The organism is Oribacterium sinus (assembly GCF_014202695.1).
Lineage (GTDB): Bacteria > Bacillota > Clostridia > Lachnospirales > Lachnospiraceae > Oribacterium > Oribacterium sinus.
Genome location: NZ_JACHHH010000013.1, coordinates 38,377 through 55,878, shown reverse-complemented (window position 1 = coordinate 55,878; position 17,502 = coordinate 38,377). Strand labels below are relative to the sequence as shown.

Here is a 17,502-nt window from a genome sequence, read left to right as displayed (position 1 = left end):
CCCTTTCTATTCTTCTAAATTGATAATTTCAACCTTTTGTAACATTGCTTCCAAATCTTCTTTTTCGCACAACTGAGTACCCGGATGTAGTAAAGATCCTGTTGCACAAGCTACCGCATATCTAAAAATATCTTCATCCGAAAGGCCTTTCTTCATCGCCAAACAAGCTCCTGCCACCATGGAATCCCCGGCCCCCTGCACTCCCTGTACAAGAATCTTTACCGGTTTTGCCTGATAGCACTTTTCTGCTGTGAGAAATAAAGCTCCCTCCTCTCCCAATGAAATACAAAGATAATGTATGCCTTTCTGTAGTAAGCTCTTGCCAAAGCTAATCATTTCTTTGGTATCTTTAAATGCCTTTCCATAAAAAGCTTCCAACTCTTCCCGATTCGGTTTCACAAAATACGGCTGTGCCTCTAATGCCAAAGCTAGTAAATCTCCAGTAGCATCTAAGACTGTTTTTATCCCTTTTTCCTTTGCTAAAAGTATTAATTCCTTATAAATACTCCTTGGAACCCCTGGTGGTACGGAGCCATCCACAACTAAGATATCCGTCCCTTCCCACTCTTTTTCCATCAAAGAGAAGAAAGCAGACACATCGGCTTCAGTAACTTCTTGTCCCTTATCATTAAACTCACTCATTACACGCTTTTCTGTGTCGAAAATCTTTACATTTACACGAAGACTTCCTTGAACTGTGTGAAAGTGATAAGGACAATGAATACGTTCAAAAAAGCGTCTCAATCTGGCCTCATCTTCCGAAAAAGAAAAACCGGTCGCTATATTGCTAACACCAAGATTTTGTAACGCTATACTGACATTAATTCCTTTTCCCGAAATATCTTCCCTTGTTTTCAAAACCTTATTTGTTCCTCCATAAAGGAACTTCTCAATCTCTATTGTTCTATCAATACAAGGGTTTAAACTAACTGTAAGAATCAATTTTTCTCCCCCTTTAAAAAATCCGACATAGCTTGGAAAATAATGTACACTGAAGTAGCTCCTGCATCCTGCAGCCCGATGGCCTTATCTCCAAAATACTTTGCTCTTCCAAAACGTGCTTTTATCGTTTTCGTGTACTCCATCCCTTTTTCTGCAGCTAAAGCAGCTCTTTGAAAACCCTCTATAAGATCCAATCCTTCCTTTGCGCCCTCTTCCAGAGCAAGAACTGCCGGCTCCAAAGCATCCACCATGGTCTTATCTCCTACTTTAGCTTTCCCTCTCTTTTTTAGTGAAGTTAAAGAAATAGAAAAAATCTCTGCAAAATCACTTAATTTGAAACTGTTTCGTTCCTCTCTTTTTACAATTCCCGATATAAAAACCGTTCCAAATAAAACGCCTGAAGCTCCGCCCATAGTGTCTAAAAGGCAAGTACCCACTGCTCGAAAAACCCCTTCACAGGAATCAACTTTCAAATCAAGCAACATTTTCTGAACAGCCAAAAAGCCTCTTTTCATACCTGTTCCATGGTCTCCATCACCTATTTTCAAGTCAATCTCTGTAAGGTACGGCTCTGACTCCACCACTTTCTGAGCAACTCTCTCCATCATTCTTTTTACTTGATCAGCACTAACTTCCTTCATACTGTCTTCACCTTCTAAATCTTTTCTTCTACATTAAGTTTGAACACCCTGTACTCTGTATATGATACTCACCAAGTTTATTCCATTTCTCTTTTGTAAAACAACGGCGAATACGCTTCTTTTTTATAAAATCCTCTATATTCCTCTTGCATTTTCAAAAAGCTAAGAGAGAGTCCCCCTGCTCCTTGTGTGGGAAAGAGTGATTGAACAAAGGTATCAAATACTTTTATTTTCTTCCTCTTCAAAGCATTCTGGAGACTATATAAGAGGATGCATTCTTCCAAGGTAGTTGTTGCCTGAAATACATTTAGAAAAACAGCGATCTCATCTCCTTCTTTTAGCTGTAAATCAATCAGTAAAGGTTCAATGAGCTTCTCTATTAAAGAATCCGCACTTGGCAAATTTGTTCTTTCTTTTCCTAATTCTCCGTTAAATCCCATACCGTATTCTACAAAACCATCCGGTAAATCATAAGCTTGTTTTCCATTTTCGAAAACAAAAGCCGGAGAAGTGGTTACACTTGCCGTGGAAAGATTATCATTTATTCTCTCTCCCAAAGACACTAGTTCTTCTAAACTAAGTCCCGCATTTCTGGCCGCAGAGAGTATTTTTAATACCAATGTAACACCGGCAATACCCCTTCTCTCCTCTCTTTCTTCTGATGAATCCACATCATCCGAAACATAAATCTGTCGTGTCTTAATTCCCTCCAACTCTGCAAGCTCACTTACCAACTCAAAATTTAGAACATCCCCTGCATGATTTGTTGCAATGCACAGTACTCCTTCATCATGTGAAAGCGCACGAATCGTTTTAAGAATACTGCCTGCTGCCGGTGCAGTAAAAATATCCCCTAAAACGCAAGCATCAGCCAGTCCTTTTCCCACATATCCAATCGGCCAAGGCTCATTACCTGCCCCTGCTCCAATTAAAATAGATACACCATTCTTTCTATCTTTATACAATAGAACTTTTTGTCCTTCTATCCGTTCAAAAAGATTGGGGTAGGTTTCTACATATCCATCAATCATTTCTTCTACCGCTTTTTCCAGCGTATTATGTAAACGATTCATTTTTTCCTCCTACTCTTTTTCCTCTAAACATTTCATTAATTATTTAATATGCTCTGTATGAATCTCATTCGAAAATGTCTTAAAGTAAGTGATATTTTTTCTTTTATTCTTATGAGCAATGAGCATATAAAGACAATCCACAATAACAAGCTGTGCCAAATTTTCACTGGACGGATCAAATAGGTTCCCATCCTGCGCATTATTATAATCATATGCACTAAATAAGGTGTAATCCGAAATTTTAGCTAGTGGAGACTCTTTAATACTACTGATTCCCACCACTTGAATACCTCTTTTTTTCGCTCTTCTTGCTCCCTCAACCACTGATTTACTCTGCCCAAAATTACTCACGCATATCAAAATATCTTTTTTTTCCATAATGGATGTAATATTTACAATCTCGTGGGCATCACTAAACATCATAATCGGGTATCCAATGCGATAAAGCCTAGAGTACAGTGCCTCCATAGTGACTTTTGATCGACCCACGCCGATGACCACAATTCTTCTTGCCTCATGTATCAAATCTGCCACTGTCTGCATAGTATCAAAGTCCAGTATCCCCCAAGTCTCCTCAAGTTCTCTAACACTTTTTGAAAAAATAGTTTTACAGATAGAATGAGCATCTCCAGTAATAGGCTCACCGTTATAATTTAGTTCATTTTCTTCCTGCCGATTCTCCTCTTGCTTTTCCATCACAATCTTTAGACGAAAGTCACGGAATTCTTTGTACCCCATCATTTTTACAAATCTACTGACAGAAGCTGTACTGACTCCACTCCTACGAGCTAATTCACTAGCTCTCTCCACACACTTCTTATCTTCTGTATCAATGAGATAATCTGCTATTTTTTGCATTGCTTCATTCATCTGAGGATATAATGATTTAATCTCCGGAATAACAGATTGTTGCACGAAGCGCTCACTTCCTTTCGTATGTACTTTTGTTTCATATATCTGTAATGTACTAATTTTTTGTTTCACAGTAACTTTATTCCACTCCACAAAGAATGTCAATCTTACATATATTTTTCAGGAATTCAGACAATTTTTTAGCAAAAACTTATACATAATCAACTAATATAAAAGCGATTATAAAATTCTCTTATAGCATAAACAGTAATTACAAAGCCTGTTTTTGAATACTTAGAATAGTTCCCCTCTTATTTGCCTTTCCTATGAATCTCTGCTATGATATAAAATAATAAAATTTATCATTTTTGAAAGGAGTCTTATGTATAATCAGGAGCGGTATCTTTTTCGGGCGGCTACTGAAGAGGATATCCGAGAATTAGCAGCGATAGAAAAGATATGTTTTTCGGAAAATGAAGCCTGTAGCTATGGAGAGGTCAAAGACCGTGTTGAGAAAATACCGGAAGATTTTTTGATTGCCTTTGATCAAGTGAATAAAAAGATTGCCGGTTATATGAGCGGTATTCACTCCGGTTCTGAAGTCTTTTTAGATGAATTTTTTCAAAATGCCTCCTTACAGGAAAAAGGAGCAAAGCATTGCTTTCTTTTAGGTCTGGAGGTTCGACCGGAATATCAAGGAAAAGGGCTCGCCAGCCAGATTATGAACCGCTATATTGACATGGAGGAAGCGCGGGGTACTGAGAAGATTTTTCTCACCTGCCATACCCACTTTGTTCCTTTCTACAGCGGTTTTGGCTATGAGCATTTGGGTAAATCCCCCTCCACCTGGGGCGGAGAGAGCTGGGAGGATATGGTTTATATTCTTGCGTAATAAGCTAAGTTTTTATACGCCAAAAAAGGGACTGCGCAAAAATCAAACTAATAAAGAAATTTTCGGCAATATATGTCTGAAATAGGGGTAGTCTGAGCCCACCGGTACTCGCGAAATCCGGCGAAGTGAAGAACTGTAAAAATCATTAAATGAAGCGAATAATGCAGTATAGGTCTATAATAGGGGTAATCTGAGCCCGTCAGTACTTACTGAAAGCGAGTAAAGCGAAGCTTGAAGTTAGTACTGCTACGAAGGCGAAGTTAGCGGGAGCGTGCCCCGATTATAGACCTATACTGCATTAGAGCGTATCTTTATAATACAGCCCCTTTATTCCATACTATAGTTTTTTCAGCTTGGCAAAGCCTGCCAGCATCTTCTTCTGCCCTGCGGTATCAAAAAGCACCGTTACCAGCTTATCCTTCTTATCCTCTTCTATGGCCAAAACTTCACCCTCTCCGAATTTCGCATGGCTGACCCGATCTCCTACCTGATAATCCAGGCTTCCGGAGCTCATGCCGGAAATGCCCTTTTGGATAATGCCGGCCTTTTGATAGGCTTGAAGATCCAAAGGCTTTTTGGAAGAAGAATATCCGGCACTGCCATATAGATTAGAGGATGAACGCCCTGATGAACTATATGCACCGGTAGAGCCGTAGGAACCGGAGGAACTATAGGAACCGGAAGGACCATAGGCACCGGAGGAGCCGTAGGAATCTGACTGTCCCATATAAGCTTTGATAGACTGATTCGCCTGCTGTAAGTAAGAGCTATAACCGGAACGGCCTGTTTTTTCCATGAAAATATCTTCTTCACTGGGCTTTTTCCGATAGAGGTACTTCTTCTCCAAATGCTCCTCCGGCACATCATCCACAAAGGAGCTGACCAGCATGGACTGATACTGTCCATGCACCACCCGGTCTCTTCCTGCGGTTAAATATAGTTCCTTTTCCGCCCTGGTGATTCCCACATAAAAGAGTCTTCGCTCTTCCTCCCGTTCCTCGGGAGTAAACATGGACTGGGCACTGGGGAAGAGGCCTTCATTTAAGCCTACCAGATAGACCACCGGAAACTCCAGACCTTTGGCTCCATGTAAGGTCATCAGGGTGATTTTGTCTTCCGTTAAGTCACTTCTATCCAAGTCGGAAAGTAAAGATACCTCTTCCAAAAAGGCGGAAAGACTGCCCTCATCCCCATTTTCCTCGATATAAGACTGAAGCTTTCCCTGTAACTCCTGAATGTTTTCCATACGGCTTTCCGCCTCTATAGCCCCCTCTGCCTGAAGGTCTTTTTCGTATTCCGTATCCTGTAAAATGCGTTCAATAAGGGCGCTTAATTCCACATCCTTCCAGCTCTCCAGCATTTCCTGAAAGCTTCCCACCATGCTTAAAGCTTTTCCGGAAAGTCCTGCCGCCTTGGCAAAGGGAAGGGATTCCACCAAAGAAAAGCCTCCAAGGCTTTCTCCATACTGCTGCAATTTTAAAAGGCTGGCCTCGCCAATGCCCCGCTTTGGCACATTGATGATTCTCCGAAGAGCCACATCATCCTTTTTATTCACCAAAATCTTCATATAGGAAAGGATGTCCTTGATTTCCTTTCTTTGGTAGAAGTTCACGCCCCCCACAATCTGGTAGGGAATATTCCAATGAATACACTGCTCCTCCAGTAGACGGGACTGGGCATTGGTGCGGTACAGCACCGCCTGGTCCTTATAGCTCCAACCTGCATCCCGAATGCCTCGGATAACAGCCGCCGCCTCTTCCTTGGCACTTTCATATTCCTGAAAGCTTACCTTCAAGCCCTCCTTCTCCGCAGTCCAAAGCTTCTTTTGCTTTCTGTGCTGATTTTCCGCAATGACCACATTGGCCAGGTCCAGAATAGGAGCGGTGGAGCGGTAGTTTTGTTCCAGTTTCACCACCTTGCAGTTTGGAAAATGAGATTCAAAGGAGAGGATATTTTCCACATTGGCACCCCGGAAACGGTAAATACTCTGGTCGTCGTCTCCCACCACGCAGATATTTTGATACTTCTTAGCAAGGAGATAAACCAAATGGAACTGCACATCATTGGTATCCTGATACTCGTCCACCAAAATATAACGAAAACGCTCCTGATACTTCTCTAAAACTGCCGGAAACTTCTCAAAAAGCTCCTTACAGCGTAAAAGCAGGTCGTCAAAGTCCAAGGCATTGTTTTGTTTTAGCTTTTCTTCGTACAGTCGTATGCAGGCACGAATCTTCCCATCCAGAAAATCCTCCGGATCCTCCAAAAGATAGTCGGAAACGGTTCGCCCCTGATTCTTCACCTGGGACAGGGCGGAAAGCACCAACCTTTCCTTCAGCATCTTGCTATCTATCTGTAATTCCTTAAATACCTGCCGCATCACGGTTTTCTGATCATCCGTGTCATAGATGGAAAAGTCGGAATCATAGCCCAGATTTCCGATTTCTCTTCGTAAAATTCTTAGGCACATACTGTGGAAGGTGGAAACCCAGATTTCTCCCTGCCGCTCCGGCAGAAGCTGATTCACCCTGTCCCGCATTTCCTGGGCCGCCTTATTGGTAAAGGTAATCGCCAGAATTTGATAGGGAGAAACTCCCTTTTCCAAAATCAGGTAGGCGATTCTGTGGGTCAACACTCTGGTTTTTCCCGAGCCTGCCCCCGCCAAAATCAAGAGAGGCCCCTCTCCATGGGTGGCGGCCTCATACTGTTCTTTGTTTAATATATTTTTCAGCTCCATGGCTTTCCTTTCTTTTCCTTAGGTCATATATACCCTATACTCTCTTATTTTTTCCTTCGTACTTTAAGCTGCCTTGCTTAAGGATAGTACCATTTTCCCCTTATAGCCACTGCTAAATTCTTGTAATTCTACTTCGCTATGCTATACTTGTTTTTATGGACGAACAATATTTAAATGAATTAACTGAATATCTTAAAAGTTTACATCATGTGCATGCGGGAAGCCTGCCCTCCCTGGATCTATACATGGATCAGGTGACCGGATTTATGGAGGAACATCTGGCCTCCATGAAGCGTCATCCGGAGGACAAAGCGCTTACCAAGACCATGATTAATAATTATGCCAAAAATAAGATTCTGCCTCCTCCTGTTGGAAAGCGCTACAACAAGAATCACATGCTGATTCTGCTTTTAATCTACTATTATAAGAGTATGTTGAGTCTTTCCGACATCCGTACCGTGGTGGATCCTTTAGCGGAAAATTATTTTTCTCTTCACAGCAAACCCAGACTCACAGATATTTACGAAGAAATCTTCTCCTTTGCCAATGGAGAAATGCAAAGCTTAGTGGAGGATTTAGAGAAAAAGTTTCAAACTGCCAACAGCTCTTTTTCGGAACAGGATCCCGCCTTTGCCAACTTGGAGGAATCGGAGCGGGAACAGCTCCAAAGCTTTTCCTTTCTAAGTCTCCTGGCCTTTGATGTCTACCTTAAAAAGCAACTCATGGAAAAAATAGTAGACCGCATGGAGGAGAGCCAAAAGAAAAGGAAGAGGAAAAAGAAATAAAAGATACAAGACGCTAAATGCTTTGTCGTCCTATAACATTGCAACCGGGGCACGCTCCCGCTAGCCTCGCCTTGACTGAGCAGTGGTTTCTGTTAACCACTGCTCACTTTGCTTCGCAAAGCAAATTCCTTCGGAAGTTGGTCTAAGTACAGGAGGTGCTATTCTTATAAATAGCACCTCCTTAGCGGTTCTAAGCTTTTTTAAAAACAAAAGCCAAGAACCGACGGGCTCAGACTACCCCGTGTTCCAATGTTATAGCCGGCAAAGCTATTTTTATGGCCTTCTTTGCTATATCGTTGAGAAGCTTTTTGATTGTTTAAAGCTGTTCCTTTTATTTTTCCTCTTCCTTTTTGGCTATCCTCTCAAAGGCTACTGCGTAGCCGTCTTCTCCATAATGTAGGGAACGGTTGACTCTGGAAATGGTTGCGGTGGAGGCTCCTGTGGCCTTCGCTATATCGATATAGGTTTTGCCTTCCTGCAAGAGCTTGGCCACTTCATAACGCTGGGCCATGGCCAGAAGCTCATTGATGGTGCAGAGATCCTCGAAAAAACGAAAATACTCTTCCGTGGTTTCCAGCTGCTGCATTCCCTCAAATAAATGTCGTACCTCTTCGGTGTCTAGTTTCCGGTTCATTTTCTTCCTCTCCAAATGCTTCTTTATTCCCAGGTTACAGGGGTAGGTCTTCTGGTATCAAAGACCTTCTTCACGTCAATCAAGTCGGAAAGTCTATCCGCCGCTCCGCTGTAGGATTCATACAGGCGATAGCCGTCCAGATTTCTTCTTCCCTGCCGGACAAAATCATCTCCGTACTGCATCCAAACCTTTGCGGAATCTACGTTACAGAAGTAATGGAAGCCTGCCGCCTCCAGCAAATCATATTTTCCGTCTTCTTTTCCCTTCTGATAGGGATGCCAGTCCCCAATATCATCTCCAAAGGGGTAAAGCAGAATCTCACAGGGATCCGGCAGAAGAGGCTCCACGTTTCTCTCCCAACGATCCGTATCCTTGGAAATGGAAGCCAAATCTCTGGTACCGAAATTGATATGTCCCCAGGAGTGGGAGGCAAATTCATAGCCGTCTTCCTTCATAGCCCTGGTAATCTTCTTAACGGTTTCCTTATCCTCTTCGATATTGGGGTTTGCCCTGTTCTTCGGGTCTAAGGCAGGAGAATTAGGATCAAAGGTCTCATCGGTTCTATAGCCAAGAACGCCGTTATAGCCGGTAAAAGCAATCACCGCTTTATGGCCATGGTAGGCAAAATCCGGATGCTCCTCCACGAACTTATCCAAAATCGGCACCAGGTCATAATCCCCAATGGTAACATTTCCGTCCTTATCGGTATACTGGTTTTTAGGCTTTCCATTTTCATCCAAAACCATCTTGTCCGCAAAGCCGTGTCCTTCCATGTAAACATAGTAGTTCACATCGTCCTGGGACATGACAAAGGGCTTCTTGCCCTCCGGAAGCATAATCTGCTTCTTCACCATTTTCTTCGTTCCGTCCGGCTGTTCCTGCATTTCCGCCAAATCATGCATATGCACCATCACGTAACCTCGATCGTACATTTCCTTGATAATTTCCTCAAACTCCGGAATGGTGGTCATTACGGAATTGAACTGCTTTCCCTGATGGGTGTCTGTCAGGGCTCTGGTCGGGTCCACAATCAGGATATGGAAGAAAATGTGGGTGATATCATCCATATTGGCAGGAACCAGCTTGCCCTTCTCCTCTTCATACTGAGAAATCTTCGCGGAAATCTCCGTATCGGAAGACAGGTTCAAAGCATTTAAGGTGGCGATGGCACTGTCATAGTCATACTGCTTCGCCTGAAGCTCCGCCGTCTTTAAGGCCTCATCCTTTTCCGAAAGAGCCGGAGTTTCACTTGCCTCTACTACATCGCCCTTCTCTTCCGTTTCCCCCTCCCCAAGCTTTACCACCGGGCGATTCTTGGCAATCGTGCTTTCAGAGACCTTCTTCCCAAAGGAAATACCTCCCTGCTGTTGCACATAGGGCAGGGCATAACGTACCCCGATAAAAGCCAGGAACAACAAAAGAAGCAGAAGAAAAAAGAGCAGGATATGCAGGCGCTTCTCCTTCTTTCTTTTCTCTCTCCGCTTCTCCATCCGAATGCGGTGTTCCATCATTTTCTGCTGGTAATACTCGTCATCAAATTCTTCTCTGTTCATCCGACACCTCTCTCTGTCTCCCTCTTATTGTACAAAATATTGCCTTGAACGCAAGGGGGAAATGGAGAGGACTTCAGGAAGTACAGGAGGCAGCAAGGTCGATTTTATAATTCTAAGATTCCGGCTTTCCTTGCAAAATCAGTCCATAATGTTCCATCGCAAAAGTCTGCTGTCTGGAAAACCAAGTATCAAAAAATGGATTCTCCTTCTCGAAATTATGATATCTTTCCAAAATCATACTATTTAGCTGTCGAAAGATTTCTTCCATATCCATAGTAAAACTAGCCTCTCCACTATGTTCTTTATAAAGTTCATAGAAGAGAATCCTCAATAAATTTCTAAACATTTTCATATGTCCTGATGCTTCTATTAGCTTGTAAATCCCAGCCTGATATCCTTCAATTACTCTTGCATCTAACGTTTCTGCGTAATATTGGTGAATACCATCAATAACTGCCTGATTATTATGCCCTTCTTCCGGACTGATTCCGACAAAATAATCTCCTAGGCCGGTTAAAATAATTACATAAACTATTTCTTTTCCGGAGCAATATGCTTTATGAATTTGTTTCACGGCAAATTTTGCGTGACGTACCAGTCTATCGTATCTTGTTTCACTCATAGAATTCACCTTGTAATTAATACTTCTTTTTCTGAATAATCTGAAAATCTGGCAGAAAGTAGAAACACATAATGTCCTAGCTCGATTGCTCCGGCTTTCCTTGCAAAACTAAGCCATAATCGTCCAGTGCAGATTGTTGATATCTTGAAAACCATGGTTCAAAAAATGGATCTTCCTTCTCGAAATTATGATATCTTTCCAAAATCATACTATTTAGCTGTCTAAAAATCTCTTCCATATCCAGAGTAAAACTAGCCTCTCCTCTATGTTCTTTATAAAGCTCATAGAAGAGAATCCTCAATAAATTACTAAACATTTTCATATGTCCTGATACTTCTATTAGCTCATAAATTCCGGCCTGATATCCTTCAATCACCCTTGCATCTTCCGTTTCTGCGTAATACTGGTGAATAGCATCAATAACTGCCTGATTATTGTGGCCTTCTTCCGGACTGATTCCGACAAAATAATCTCCTAAGCCGGTTAAAATAATTACATAAGCTATCTCTTTTCCGGAGCAATATTCTCTGTGAATTAATTTCACACCGAATTTTGCTTCGCGTACCAGTCTATCGTATCTTGTTGAACTCATAGATCATCACCTTAATTCAATTATTTTATGACTGACCCCAACAAAAGAAGGACTCCCGGATTATCCCTCTCCGTTTAACTTATGCAGGAAAGGAGATACTCCTTTATACAGTAGAAGGCAAAGAACTACATCAATCATGCCTTTCACAAAGGTAAAGGGCACATTAAAGATAAGCAAAGCCTTTTCAATGCTGCCGATGGAGGGAAGAATCAACTCATAAGCAGAAAGCACTACCTCTTTCGGCATAAAGTTGTAGTAGAAGGGATAAACCACCAAAAGGTTGGAGGGGTAGGAAATAGCCGCCATAACCACTGCACCAACAACAGAGGCAATAATTGCACCCTTCTTCGTCTTATTTCTCTGATAAATAAATCCTGCGGTACCTGCAAAGCTTGCCCCAAGGATAAAGTTGGAAAGTTCTCCCACGCCGAAGGAACCGGAGCTAAAGCTGTGAAGAATATTTTTGATAAGCTCCACCAAAATTCCGGAAACAGGCCCCAAGGCAAAGGCTGCAATTAAGGCAGGAAAATCCGAAAAATCAAACTTGATAAAAGGAGGCATTAAAAAAGGAATAGGAAACTCAATCCACATCAAAATATACGCTATAGCGGATAATATTCCTGTTACCGCCAAAAATCCCACACTACTCTTCTTCACACTGCTCACCATTCTTCCCTGACTTTCTGCTTTCATTGCTGTCCTCTCTTTCTTTGCATTTTCTGCAAACTGCATTCTTCCGGTGGTTCTTTTCGAAAGGCTTTAGGACCGGGCATTTTCCTTCTTTTTTGTATTTTCAAAGGAATCCTCTTTAAAAACGCCTTTGAAAATAGAAAAAGCCCTGTACAAAAAGTACAGGGCAGAAAGCACAACGCTCGTCTTCTTCCATCCAGACTATACTGTTGGTACCGGAGTTTCACCGGTTCAACTGCTTTCGCAGGTCGCGGACTTTACCGCCAGTGGGGACTTACACCCCGCCCTGAAGAACATTCATTTTTACGATACTAAGAATACTCCTCTGCCTAAAACTTTGCAAGGAATATTTTTTACGCTTTTAGAGCATGTTTCGACGCTTTGTTTCGACGCTTTGTTTCGACACTTTAGTTCGACACTTTAGTTCGACACTTTAGTTCGATACTTTGCTTCGATACTTTGCTTCAATACTTTGCTTCGATACTTTTAGAACTTAATCCATCCCAGTACACCGGCTACGGAACTGAACAGGATAATCGCCACAAAGAAGGGGCAAAGGTATTTGATCATGAAATTAAATACCGCCTTTCTTTTAAAGGGAGCATCCTTTCGCATAACTTCCGCCGCAATCCCCTCTACACCGATTACTCTGACCACCAAAAGGCAGGTAGCCATAGCCGCAATGGGCATCATCACGGAGTTGGTCAGGAAGTCAAAGAAATCCAGGAAGGGCATATTTTTCAAAATGGTTACAAAAGATAAAGGCCCATAGCTTAAAGCACTGAGGGTTCCTAAAGCCACCATAATCAGCAGTAAAACCACTGTGGATCTTCTTCTACTCCACTTCAGTTCATCCTGGAAGGTGGAAACCGCACTTTCCGCCAAAGCGATAGCGGAAGTCAGTGCCGCAAAGAAAACTAAGGCAAAAAAGAGAATCCCCACTACTCGACCAAAGCCCATGCTGGCAAAGATTTTCGGCATAGTAATAAACATAAGAGAAGGGCCTGCCTTTAATACGGAGGGGTCTCCATTGGAAAAGGCGAAAACCGCGGGAATAATCATCAGTCCTGCCAAAACCGCAATGGCCGTGTCAAAAACCTCCACATGGCTGGTGGATTCTTCAATAGACAAGTCGGATTTCATATAGGAGCCGAAGGTAATCAGGATTCCCATGGCAATGGAGAGAGAGTAGAACATCTGTCCCATGGCGGAAACCACCGTCATCCAGGAAAAGTTCTTGATATTGGGAACTAAGAAGTATTTTACTCCGGCAAATGCGCCCTTTCTGGTGATGGCATAAATAGAAAGCAGAATTGCCAGAATCACCAGAATCGGCATCATAAAGGTGGACACCTTTTCGATGCCATTTTCCACACCCATAAAGATAACCCAAAGTACCAGCAAGGTAAAAATCAAAAACCAAAACTCCGTCTTTACCCCATTTCCGATAAATTCCGTAAAGTACTCGGCCGTGGCCATGGCTTCCGTTTCTCCCTGGATATAGCCGAAGAGATATTTGCATACCCAACCGCCGATGACGGAATAATAGGGTACAATCAGGATGGGGATAATGGCATTAATCCAGCCTCCTGCCTTGAACATCCAGTCCTTTCCAAAGTGGGCATAGGCTCCCACGGGGCTCTTTCTGGTCATTCTTCCGATGGCGCTTTCCGCAATTATCATGGTGTAACCAAAGGTAAGCATCAGAAGAAGGTAAACCAAAAGGAAGATTCCCCCTCCGTATTTCGCCGCCAAATAAGGGAATCTCCAAATATTTCCCAAGCCCACCGCAGAGCCTGCAGCGGATAAGACAAAGCCCAGGCGGGAGCTGAACTTACTTCGTTTTTGCTTTTCACTACTCATTTTCTAAATTCCTTTCTACTGCTATAACATTTCTTTTCTATTTTCTTAGAAGCCTTCTCCATAACTTCCGGAAAAATCACATTTTTCAAAACAATTTTCCATGCCACACCAGACAAGAACCATGCCCCTGTTCACAAGGGCGATAAGTAAGAGGGGGCAACTCCACACAAAAGCTCCACCCAAAATTTTCCTTACAATGCCTCTCCTTCCGCTCCCAAAAACTTCAAGGCCTGATAGAGCCTGGCAAGGGGCAGGCCCATCACATTGTAATAGTCCCCTGCAATGCCCTTTACAAAGGGGGCAAAACGTCCCTGAATGCCATAAGCCCCCGCCTTATCCATAGGCTCTTTGCTTTCGATATAATCCCAAATTTCCCGCTCCGTAAGTCTTGCGAACTGCACCTCGGTCTTTTCGTAAAAGCCCATTTTCTTCCCCTGAAAATGAAGGCTGACCCCGGTATAGACCTGATGGGCTCTTCCGGAAAGGGCGGAAAGCATCCTGTAGGCATCCTCCTTACTTTTCGGTTTTCCCAAAATCCAATCCTCGAAAAATACCACCGTGTCCGCCCCAATCACAAGATAGTCCTTCGGATACTGCTTTGCCACGTCCTCCGCCTTCTGAAAGGCCAGCTTCTGCACCAAAAGACTGGGATCCGCCTCCGTTACATCCTCCGCTATTCCACTGGGATGAATCTCCGCCTTAAGTCCCAGAAGCTGAATCAGCTCCTGTCTTCTTGGAGATGCGGAAGCCAAAACCACCTTGGGAAATAGCACCGTGATGGGCTTTTCCTTTTTTTCCGCTTCCTTCCTTCTTTCCTCCCGCTCTTTTAATTTATGTTCCAAAAGGTCAACATCTTCTTTGGAAAGCCCCAGCTTCTCCAAGAAGTCCTCGTCTTTATTTATATCCTTTCCCATTTTTCTTCCTTTCTTTTTTGCAATTGCCCCTCTGTTTTTGCAGTCGCCTTTCTATTTTAACGATTTTTTTCTGTTTTCACAGTAATTTTTTTACAATTTGCCATAAAAATGATTTTCTTTCTCTTTTTTGTGAAATACGATGTTTTCCGGGAAAATAAGCGGAGAAAACAGCAAAGAAATTTCCTCTTTTCTCCAAAAGATTTCTTCTTGCATTTTCCTCCGCTTTATACTAAGGTGAACTCATCGCATTACGCGCAGTACATGTCTTAGAGAAAGGGAATTCTATGAAAATCGAAAATGTAAACAACGTAGAAGGCTTATTTAAGCTATTGAATGACTTACACGGAAAGGTAGAGTTGGTTTCTCCGGAAGGAGACCGAATTAACTTGAAGTCCAAGCTCTCCCAGATGCTGATGATGTCTCAGATGTTGGACAAGGCTTACATTAAAGAGCTGGAACTGATTGTTCATGAGCCGGAGGACATGAAGAAGGTTGTTGAATTCATGATGGGGGATGCCCACAATTGATTTTCCGCACTTGCGAAAATTTGACTCTTCCCAAAGCGGAAGAGTCTTTTTTTTCTGATTTGCTGGTGGTGGGAGGCGGCTGTTCCGGCTTAGCCGCCATCTCTGCCGCAGCGGATCTTGGGATTGAAAACAGTCTTTTATTGGAAAAAGAAGAAAGCCTTGGAGGGCGTTTAGGAAAAAGCACGGAAGAGATAAGCGGGCTCTTTGCAAAGACCGTTCAGCCTAAAGAGCTTCTGTCCCATTTTTCCCTTTTTCTGGAAAATTATGGAGTCGCTCATCAAGAGAGTGTGGAAGTAGAGGAAATTTATGTTCTTTCAAGGGAGGCTCTTTCGATAGTGCATTCCCAAGGCGAAGCTTCTGCTTATCGCTATCTCTTAAAGGCTAAAACGAAGGAAGGAGAACGCTTCTTTATCAGTAAGGCTTTAGTCTTGGCTGTGGGAGCATTTACTCCGGAGGAAAATGCCGCTGTTTCTGTTCTTATAGAAGAAGAAAAGAAAACAGGCTCCCCCCGACTTTTCCTGACAGGGCAAAGTCTTGCCCCCACCCAAAGCATTGCCGAAGCAGTGCAATCCGGTGGAGCTGCGGGGAGAAGGGTAGGAGAAATGCTTTTAAAAGAAAAGCATAAACAGGGATTTTAAAACAAGGGGCTGTAAAAAATCAAAATAAGAAATAGAAAACTATTTTGATTTTTACAGCCCCTTTTTATTATGAAAAGGTTTATTCTTATTCTATTATAGCTTGATTATCCGATTCCGCCATAGAATGCACCTGCTATAAGTGCAAGCAACGCAAGTCCTGTATAAACATACTTACCCAAAAAGAACCAGGTATCTCCTTTAGGCTTCTTTGCACCTGCATTTACCGCTTCCATTGTATACTGCTTTCCAAATATGAAGAACAACATTACTGAAGCAAGTACCGCACCAATAGGGCAAATATAGATAGACACCGCATCCATCCAACTTCCTACAATTCCCTGTATCAATACTGCAACAACGACGCCGAGTACACCAATTATTCCTACTGACTGTATTCTACTCAGTCTAAACTGCTGCTGCAATGTAGCTACAGGCGCCTCATACAGATTCACAAGTGAACTGAGTCCTGCAAAGGTAACACATACAAAGAATATTATTCCTACAAGCATACCACCGGGCATCTGATTCATGATATTTACAAGGTAAATGAACATGAGTCCCGGACCACCTTCACTAAGCTCTGCTCCTGATGTGGCCATAGCAGGGATAATAACCAGCGCTGCAAGCAGTGCCGCACATGTATCAAATATAGCTATGTTCATTGCAGAGAAAGGTACATCTTCTTTCTTACTGAGATAGGAGCCGTAAATCACTGTGCCGTTACCTGCAATAGAAAGGGAAAAAAACGCCTGTCCGAATGCAAATATCCAAAGTCTTACATCCTTTAATCCCTCCGGATTTACAGTAAAGATATACTTGTATCCGTTCACTGCCCCCGGTTGAATTCCTATGTAAATAGCCAGTCCAATCATCATTACGAAAAGCAGCGGCATCATAAACTTGTTTGCTTTTTCTATACCATCCGCAACTCCAAATGCCATAATGGCGAAATTTACAATAAGCGCTATAATAATCCATATATTATTTCCGAAAGCCGTAGCGGTGGATCCAAAAGTCCCTCCTATGACATCCATATTGGCGCCCATTCCAAAGAGCTTGCCTGTAAATGCCATGACAACATATTTAAAAATCCAGCCTACTACGCAGGAATAGCCTATAGCAAGAGCCAAAGAACCTATTGTCGGTATAATTCCTATACTCTCACCAAGTTTTCTGCTTTTTCCGGCATGTGCCATAGCAGCGCCAAATGCACCTATAGGACCTTTCCCTGTGCTCCTTCCTAAGGCGATTTCTTCCACAACTCCTGTACTGCCTATCAATATAACAAATAGGAAGTAAGGGATTAAAAAGGTCATTCCTCCCCAGGCTGACACAAGCACCGGAAATCTCCACAGGTTTCCCATACCAACGGCTGAACCTACACAGGCTATAATAAAACCTATTTGTGAGTTAAATCCATCCTGCTTTACAGCGGTATTATCTGAACCCATAAGCTTCCTCCATCTTGATAAAAATGTAAGTCTCTCTTGTGGATAGCAGTCCGGTCTCTACAAGACCGGACGCCAAGATATTTTATTTTTTTACGA

General features: G+C 42.6%; 17 protein-coding genes and 1 riboswitch. Of the genes, 4 read left to right on the top strand and 13 right to left on the bottom strand.

Annotated features, from left to right (window positions below; translation table 11 throughout):
• Nucleotides 1–6 precede the first annotated feature (6 nt).
• From pfkB to HNQ46_RS10930, 4 genes are all read right to left on the bottom strand, one after another.
• On the bottom strand, nt 7–942 hold the full coding sequence (gene pfkB / locus HNQ46_RS10945) for a 1-phosphofructokinase (RefSeq protein ID WP_183684717.1): 936 nt from the start codon (nt 940–942) through the stop codon (nt 7–9).
• On the bottom strand, nt 939–1,583 hold the full coding sequence (gene dhaL / locus HNQ46_RS10940) for a dihydroxyacetone kinase subunit DhaL (protein WP_183684716.1): 645 nt from the start codon (nt 1,581–1,583) through the stop codon (nt 939–941). The genes pfkB and dhaL overlap by 4 nt, the downstream gene beginning before the upstream one ends.
• Before the next feature lie 77 nt (nt 1,584–1,660).
• A complete protein-coding gene (locus HNQ46_RS10935; protein WP_183684715.1) occupies nt 1,661–2,656 on the bottom strand; it encodes a dihydroxyacetone kinase subunit DhaK in 996 nt (331 codons plus the stop codon).
• 39 nt (nt 2,657–2,695) lie between these two features.
• Nucleotides 2,696–3,640: a MurR/RpiR family transcriptional regulator gene (locus HNQ46_RS10930; RefSeq protein WP_330604604.1), complete on the bottom strand. Its 945-nt coding sequence runs from the start codon at nt 3,638–3,640 to the stop codon at nt 2,696–2,698.
• A 250-nt stretch (nt 3,641–3,890) separates the two neighbouring features.
• On the opposite strand from HNQ46_RS10930, the gene HNQ46_RS10925 reads away from it, so the two are divergent.
• The gene (locus HNQ46_RS10925; RefSeq protein WP_183684714.1) at nt 3,891–4,400 is read left to right on the top strand and encodes a GNAT family N-acetyltransferase; all 510 of its coding nucleotides are present in this window, start codon (nt 3,891–3,893) and stop codon (nt 4,398–4,400) included.
• 337 nt (nt 4,401–4,737) lie between these two features.
• On the opposite strand, the gene HNQ46_RS10920 is transcribed toward HNQ46_RS10925, so the two are convergent.
• The gene (locus tag HNQ46_RS10920; protein ID WP_183684713.1) at nt 4,738–7,137 is read right to left on the bottom strand and encodes an ATP-dependent helicase; all 2,400 of its coding nucleotides are present in this window, start codon (nt 7,135–7,137) and stop codon (nt 4,738–4,740) included.
• 155 nt (nt 7,138–7,292) lie between these two features.
• On the opposite strand from HNQ46_RS10920, the gene HNQ46_RS10915 reads away from it, so the two are divergent.
• Nucleotides 7,293–7,922, top strand: coding sequence for a DUF1836 domain-containing protein (locus tag HNQ46_RS10915; RefSeq protein WP_183684712.1), 630 nt, complete (start codon nt 7,293–7,295; stop codon nt 7,920–7,922).
• A 331-nt stretch (nt 7,923–8,253) separates the two neighbouring features.
• Here the strand turns inward: HNQ46_RS10915 and HNQ46_RS10910 are convergent, their stop codons facing one another.
• The 7 genes from HNQ46_RS10910 to HNQ46_RS10880 all read right to left on the bottom strand — a co-directional run bounded on the left by HNQ46_RS10910 (nt 8,254) and on the right by HNQ46_RS10880 (nt 14,790).
• Nucleotides 8,254–8,556, bottom strand: coding sequence for a YerC/YecD family TrpR-related protein (locus tag HNQ46_RS10910; RefSeq protein ID WP_007157484.1), 303 nt, complete (start codon nt 8,554–8,556; stop codon nt 8,254–8,256).
• 23 nt (nt 8,557–8,579) lie between these two features.
• Nucleotides 8,580–10,109 (bottom strand): polysaccharide deacetylase family protein, encoded by a 1,530-nt coding sequence (locus HNQ46_RS10905; protein WP_183684711.1) that lies wholly within the window; start codon nt 10,107–10,109, stop codon nt 8,580–8,582.
• A 112-nt stretch (nt 10,110–10,221) separates the two neighbouring features.
• Complete coding sequence (locus tag HNQ46_RS10900) at nt 10,222–10,731, bottom strand: hypothetical protein (RefSeq protein WP_183684710.1); 510 nt, start codon at nt 10,729–10,731, stop codon at nt 10,222–10,224.
• Nucleotides 10,732–10,807: 76 nt separating this feature from the next.
• Entirely contained in the window at nt 10,808–11,323 is a 516-nt protein-coding gene (locus HNQ46_RS10895) for a hypothetical protein (protein ID WP_183684709.1), read from the bottom strand.
• A gap of 60 nt (nt 11,324–11,383) precedes the next feature.
• Entirely contained in the window at nt 11,384–12,016 is a 633-nt protein-coding gene (locus tag HNQ46_RS10890) for an ECF transporter S component (protein WP_243155924.1), read from the bottom strand.
• 177 nt (nt 12,017–12,193) lie between these two features.
• Nucleotides 12,194–12,311: riboswitch (FMN riboswitch) on the bottom strand.
• Between the two features lie 188 nt (nt 12,312–12,499).
• On the bottom strand, nt 12,500–13,876 hold the full coding sequence (locus HNQ46_RS10885; protein ID WP_183684708.1) for a sodium-dependent transporter: 1,377 nt from the start codon (nt 13,874–13,876) through the stop codon (nt 12,500–12,502).
• A 191-nt stretch (nt 13,877–14,067) separates the two neighbouring features.
• A complete protein-coding gene (locus HNQ46_RS10880) occupies nt 14,068–14,790 on the bottom strand; it encodes a Maf family protein (RefSeq protein ID WP_243155923.1) in 723 nt (240 codons plus the stop codon).
• A gap of 284 nt (nt 14,791–15,074) precedes the next feature.
• Here HNQ46_RS10880 and HNQ46_RS10875 point away from each other — a divergent pair, with 284 nt between their 5' ends.
• Together HNQ46_RS10875 and HNQ46_RS10870 are read left to right on the top strand one after the other, a co-directional pair.
• Nucleotides 15,075–15,317, top strand: a complete 243-nt coding sequence (locus tag HNQ46_RS10875; protein WP_007157491.1) for a hypothetical protein — start codon at nt 15,075–15,077, stop codon at nt 15,315–15,317.
• Nucleotides 15,314–15,955, top strand: a complete 642-nt coding sequence (locus tag HNQ46_RS10870; RefSeq protein WP_183684707.1) for an NAD(P)-binding protein — start codon at nt 15,314–15,316, stop codon at nt 15,953–15,955. Before HNQ46_RS10875 ends, HNQ46_RS10870 begins: the two co-directional genes overlap by 4 nt.
• Nucleotides 15,956–16,059: 104 nt before the next feature.
• Here the strand turns inward: HNQ46_RS10870 and HNQ46_RS10865 are convergent, their stop codons facing one another.
• Nucleotides 16,060–17,406, bottom strand: a complete 1,347-nt coding sequence (locus tag HNQ46_RS10865) for a sodium-dependent transporter (RefSeq protein WP_183684706.1) — start codon at nt 17,404–17,406, stop codon at nt 16,060–16,062.
• Nucleotides 17,407–17,502: the final 96 nt, after the last annotated feature.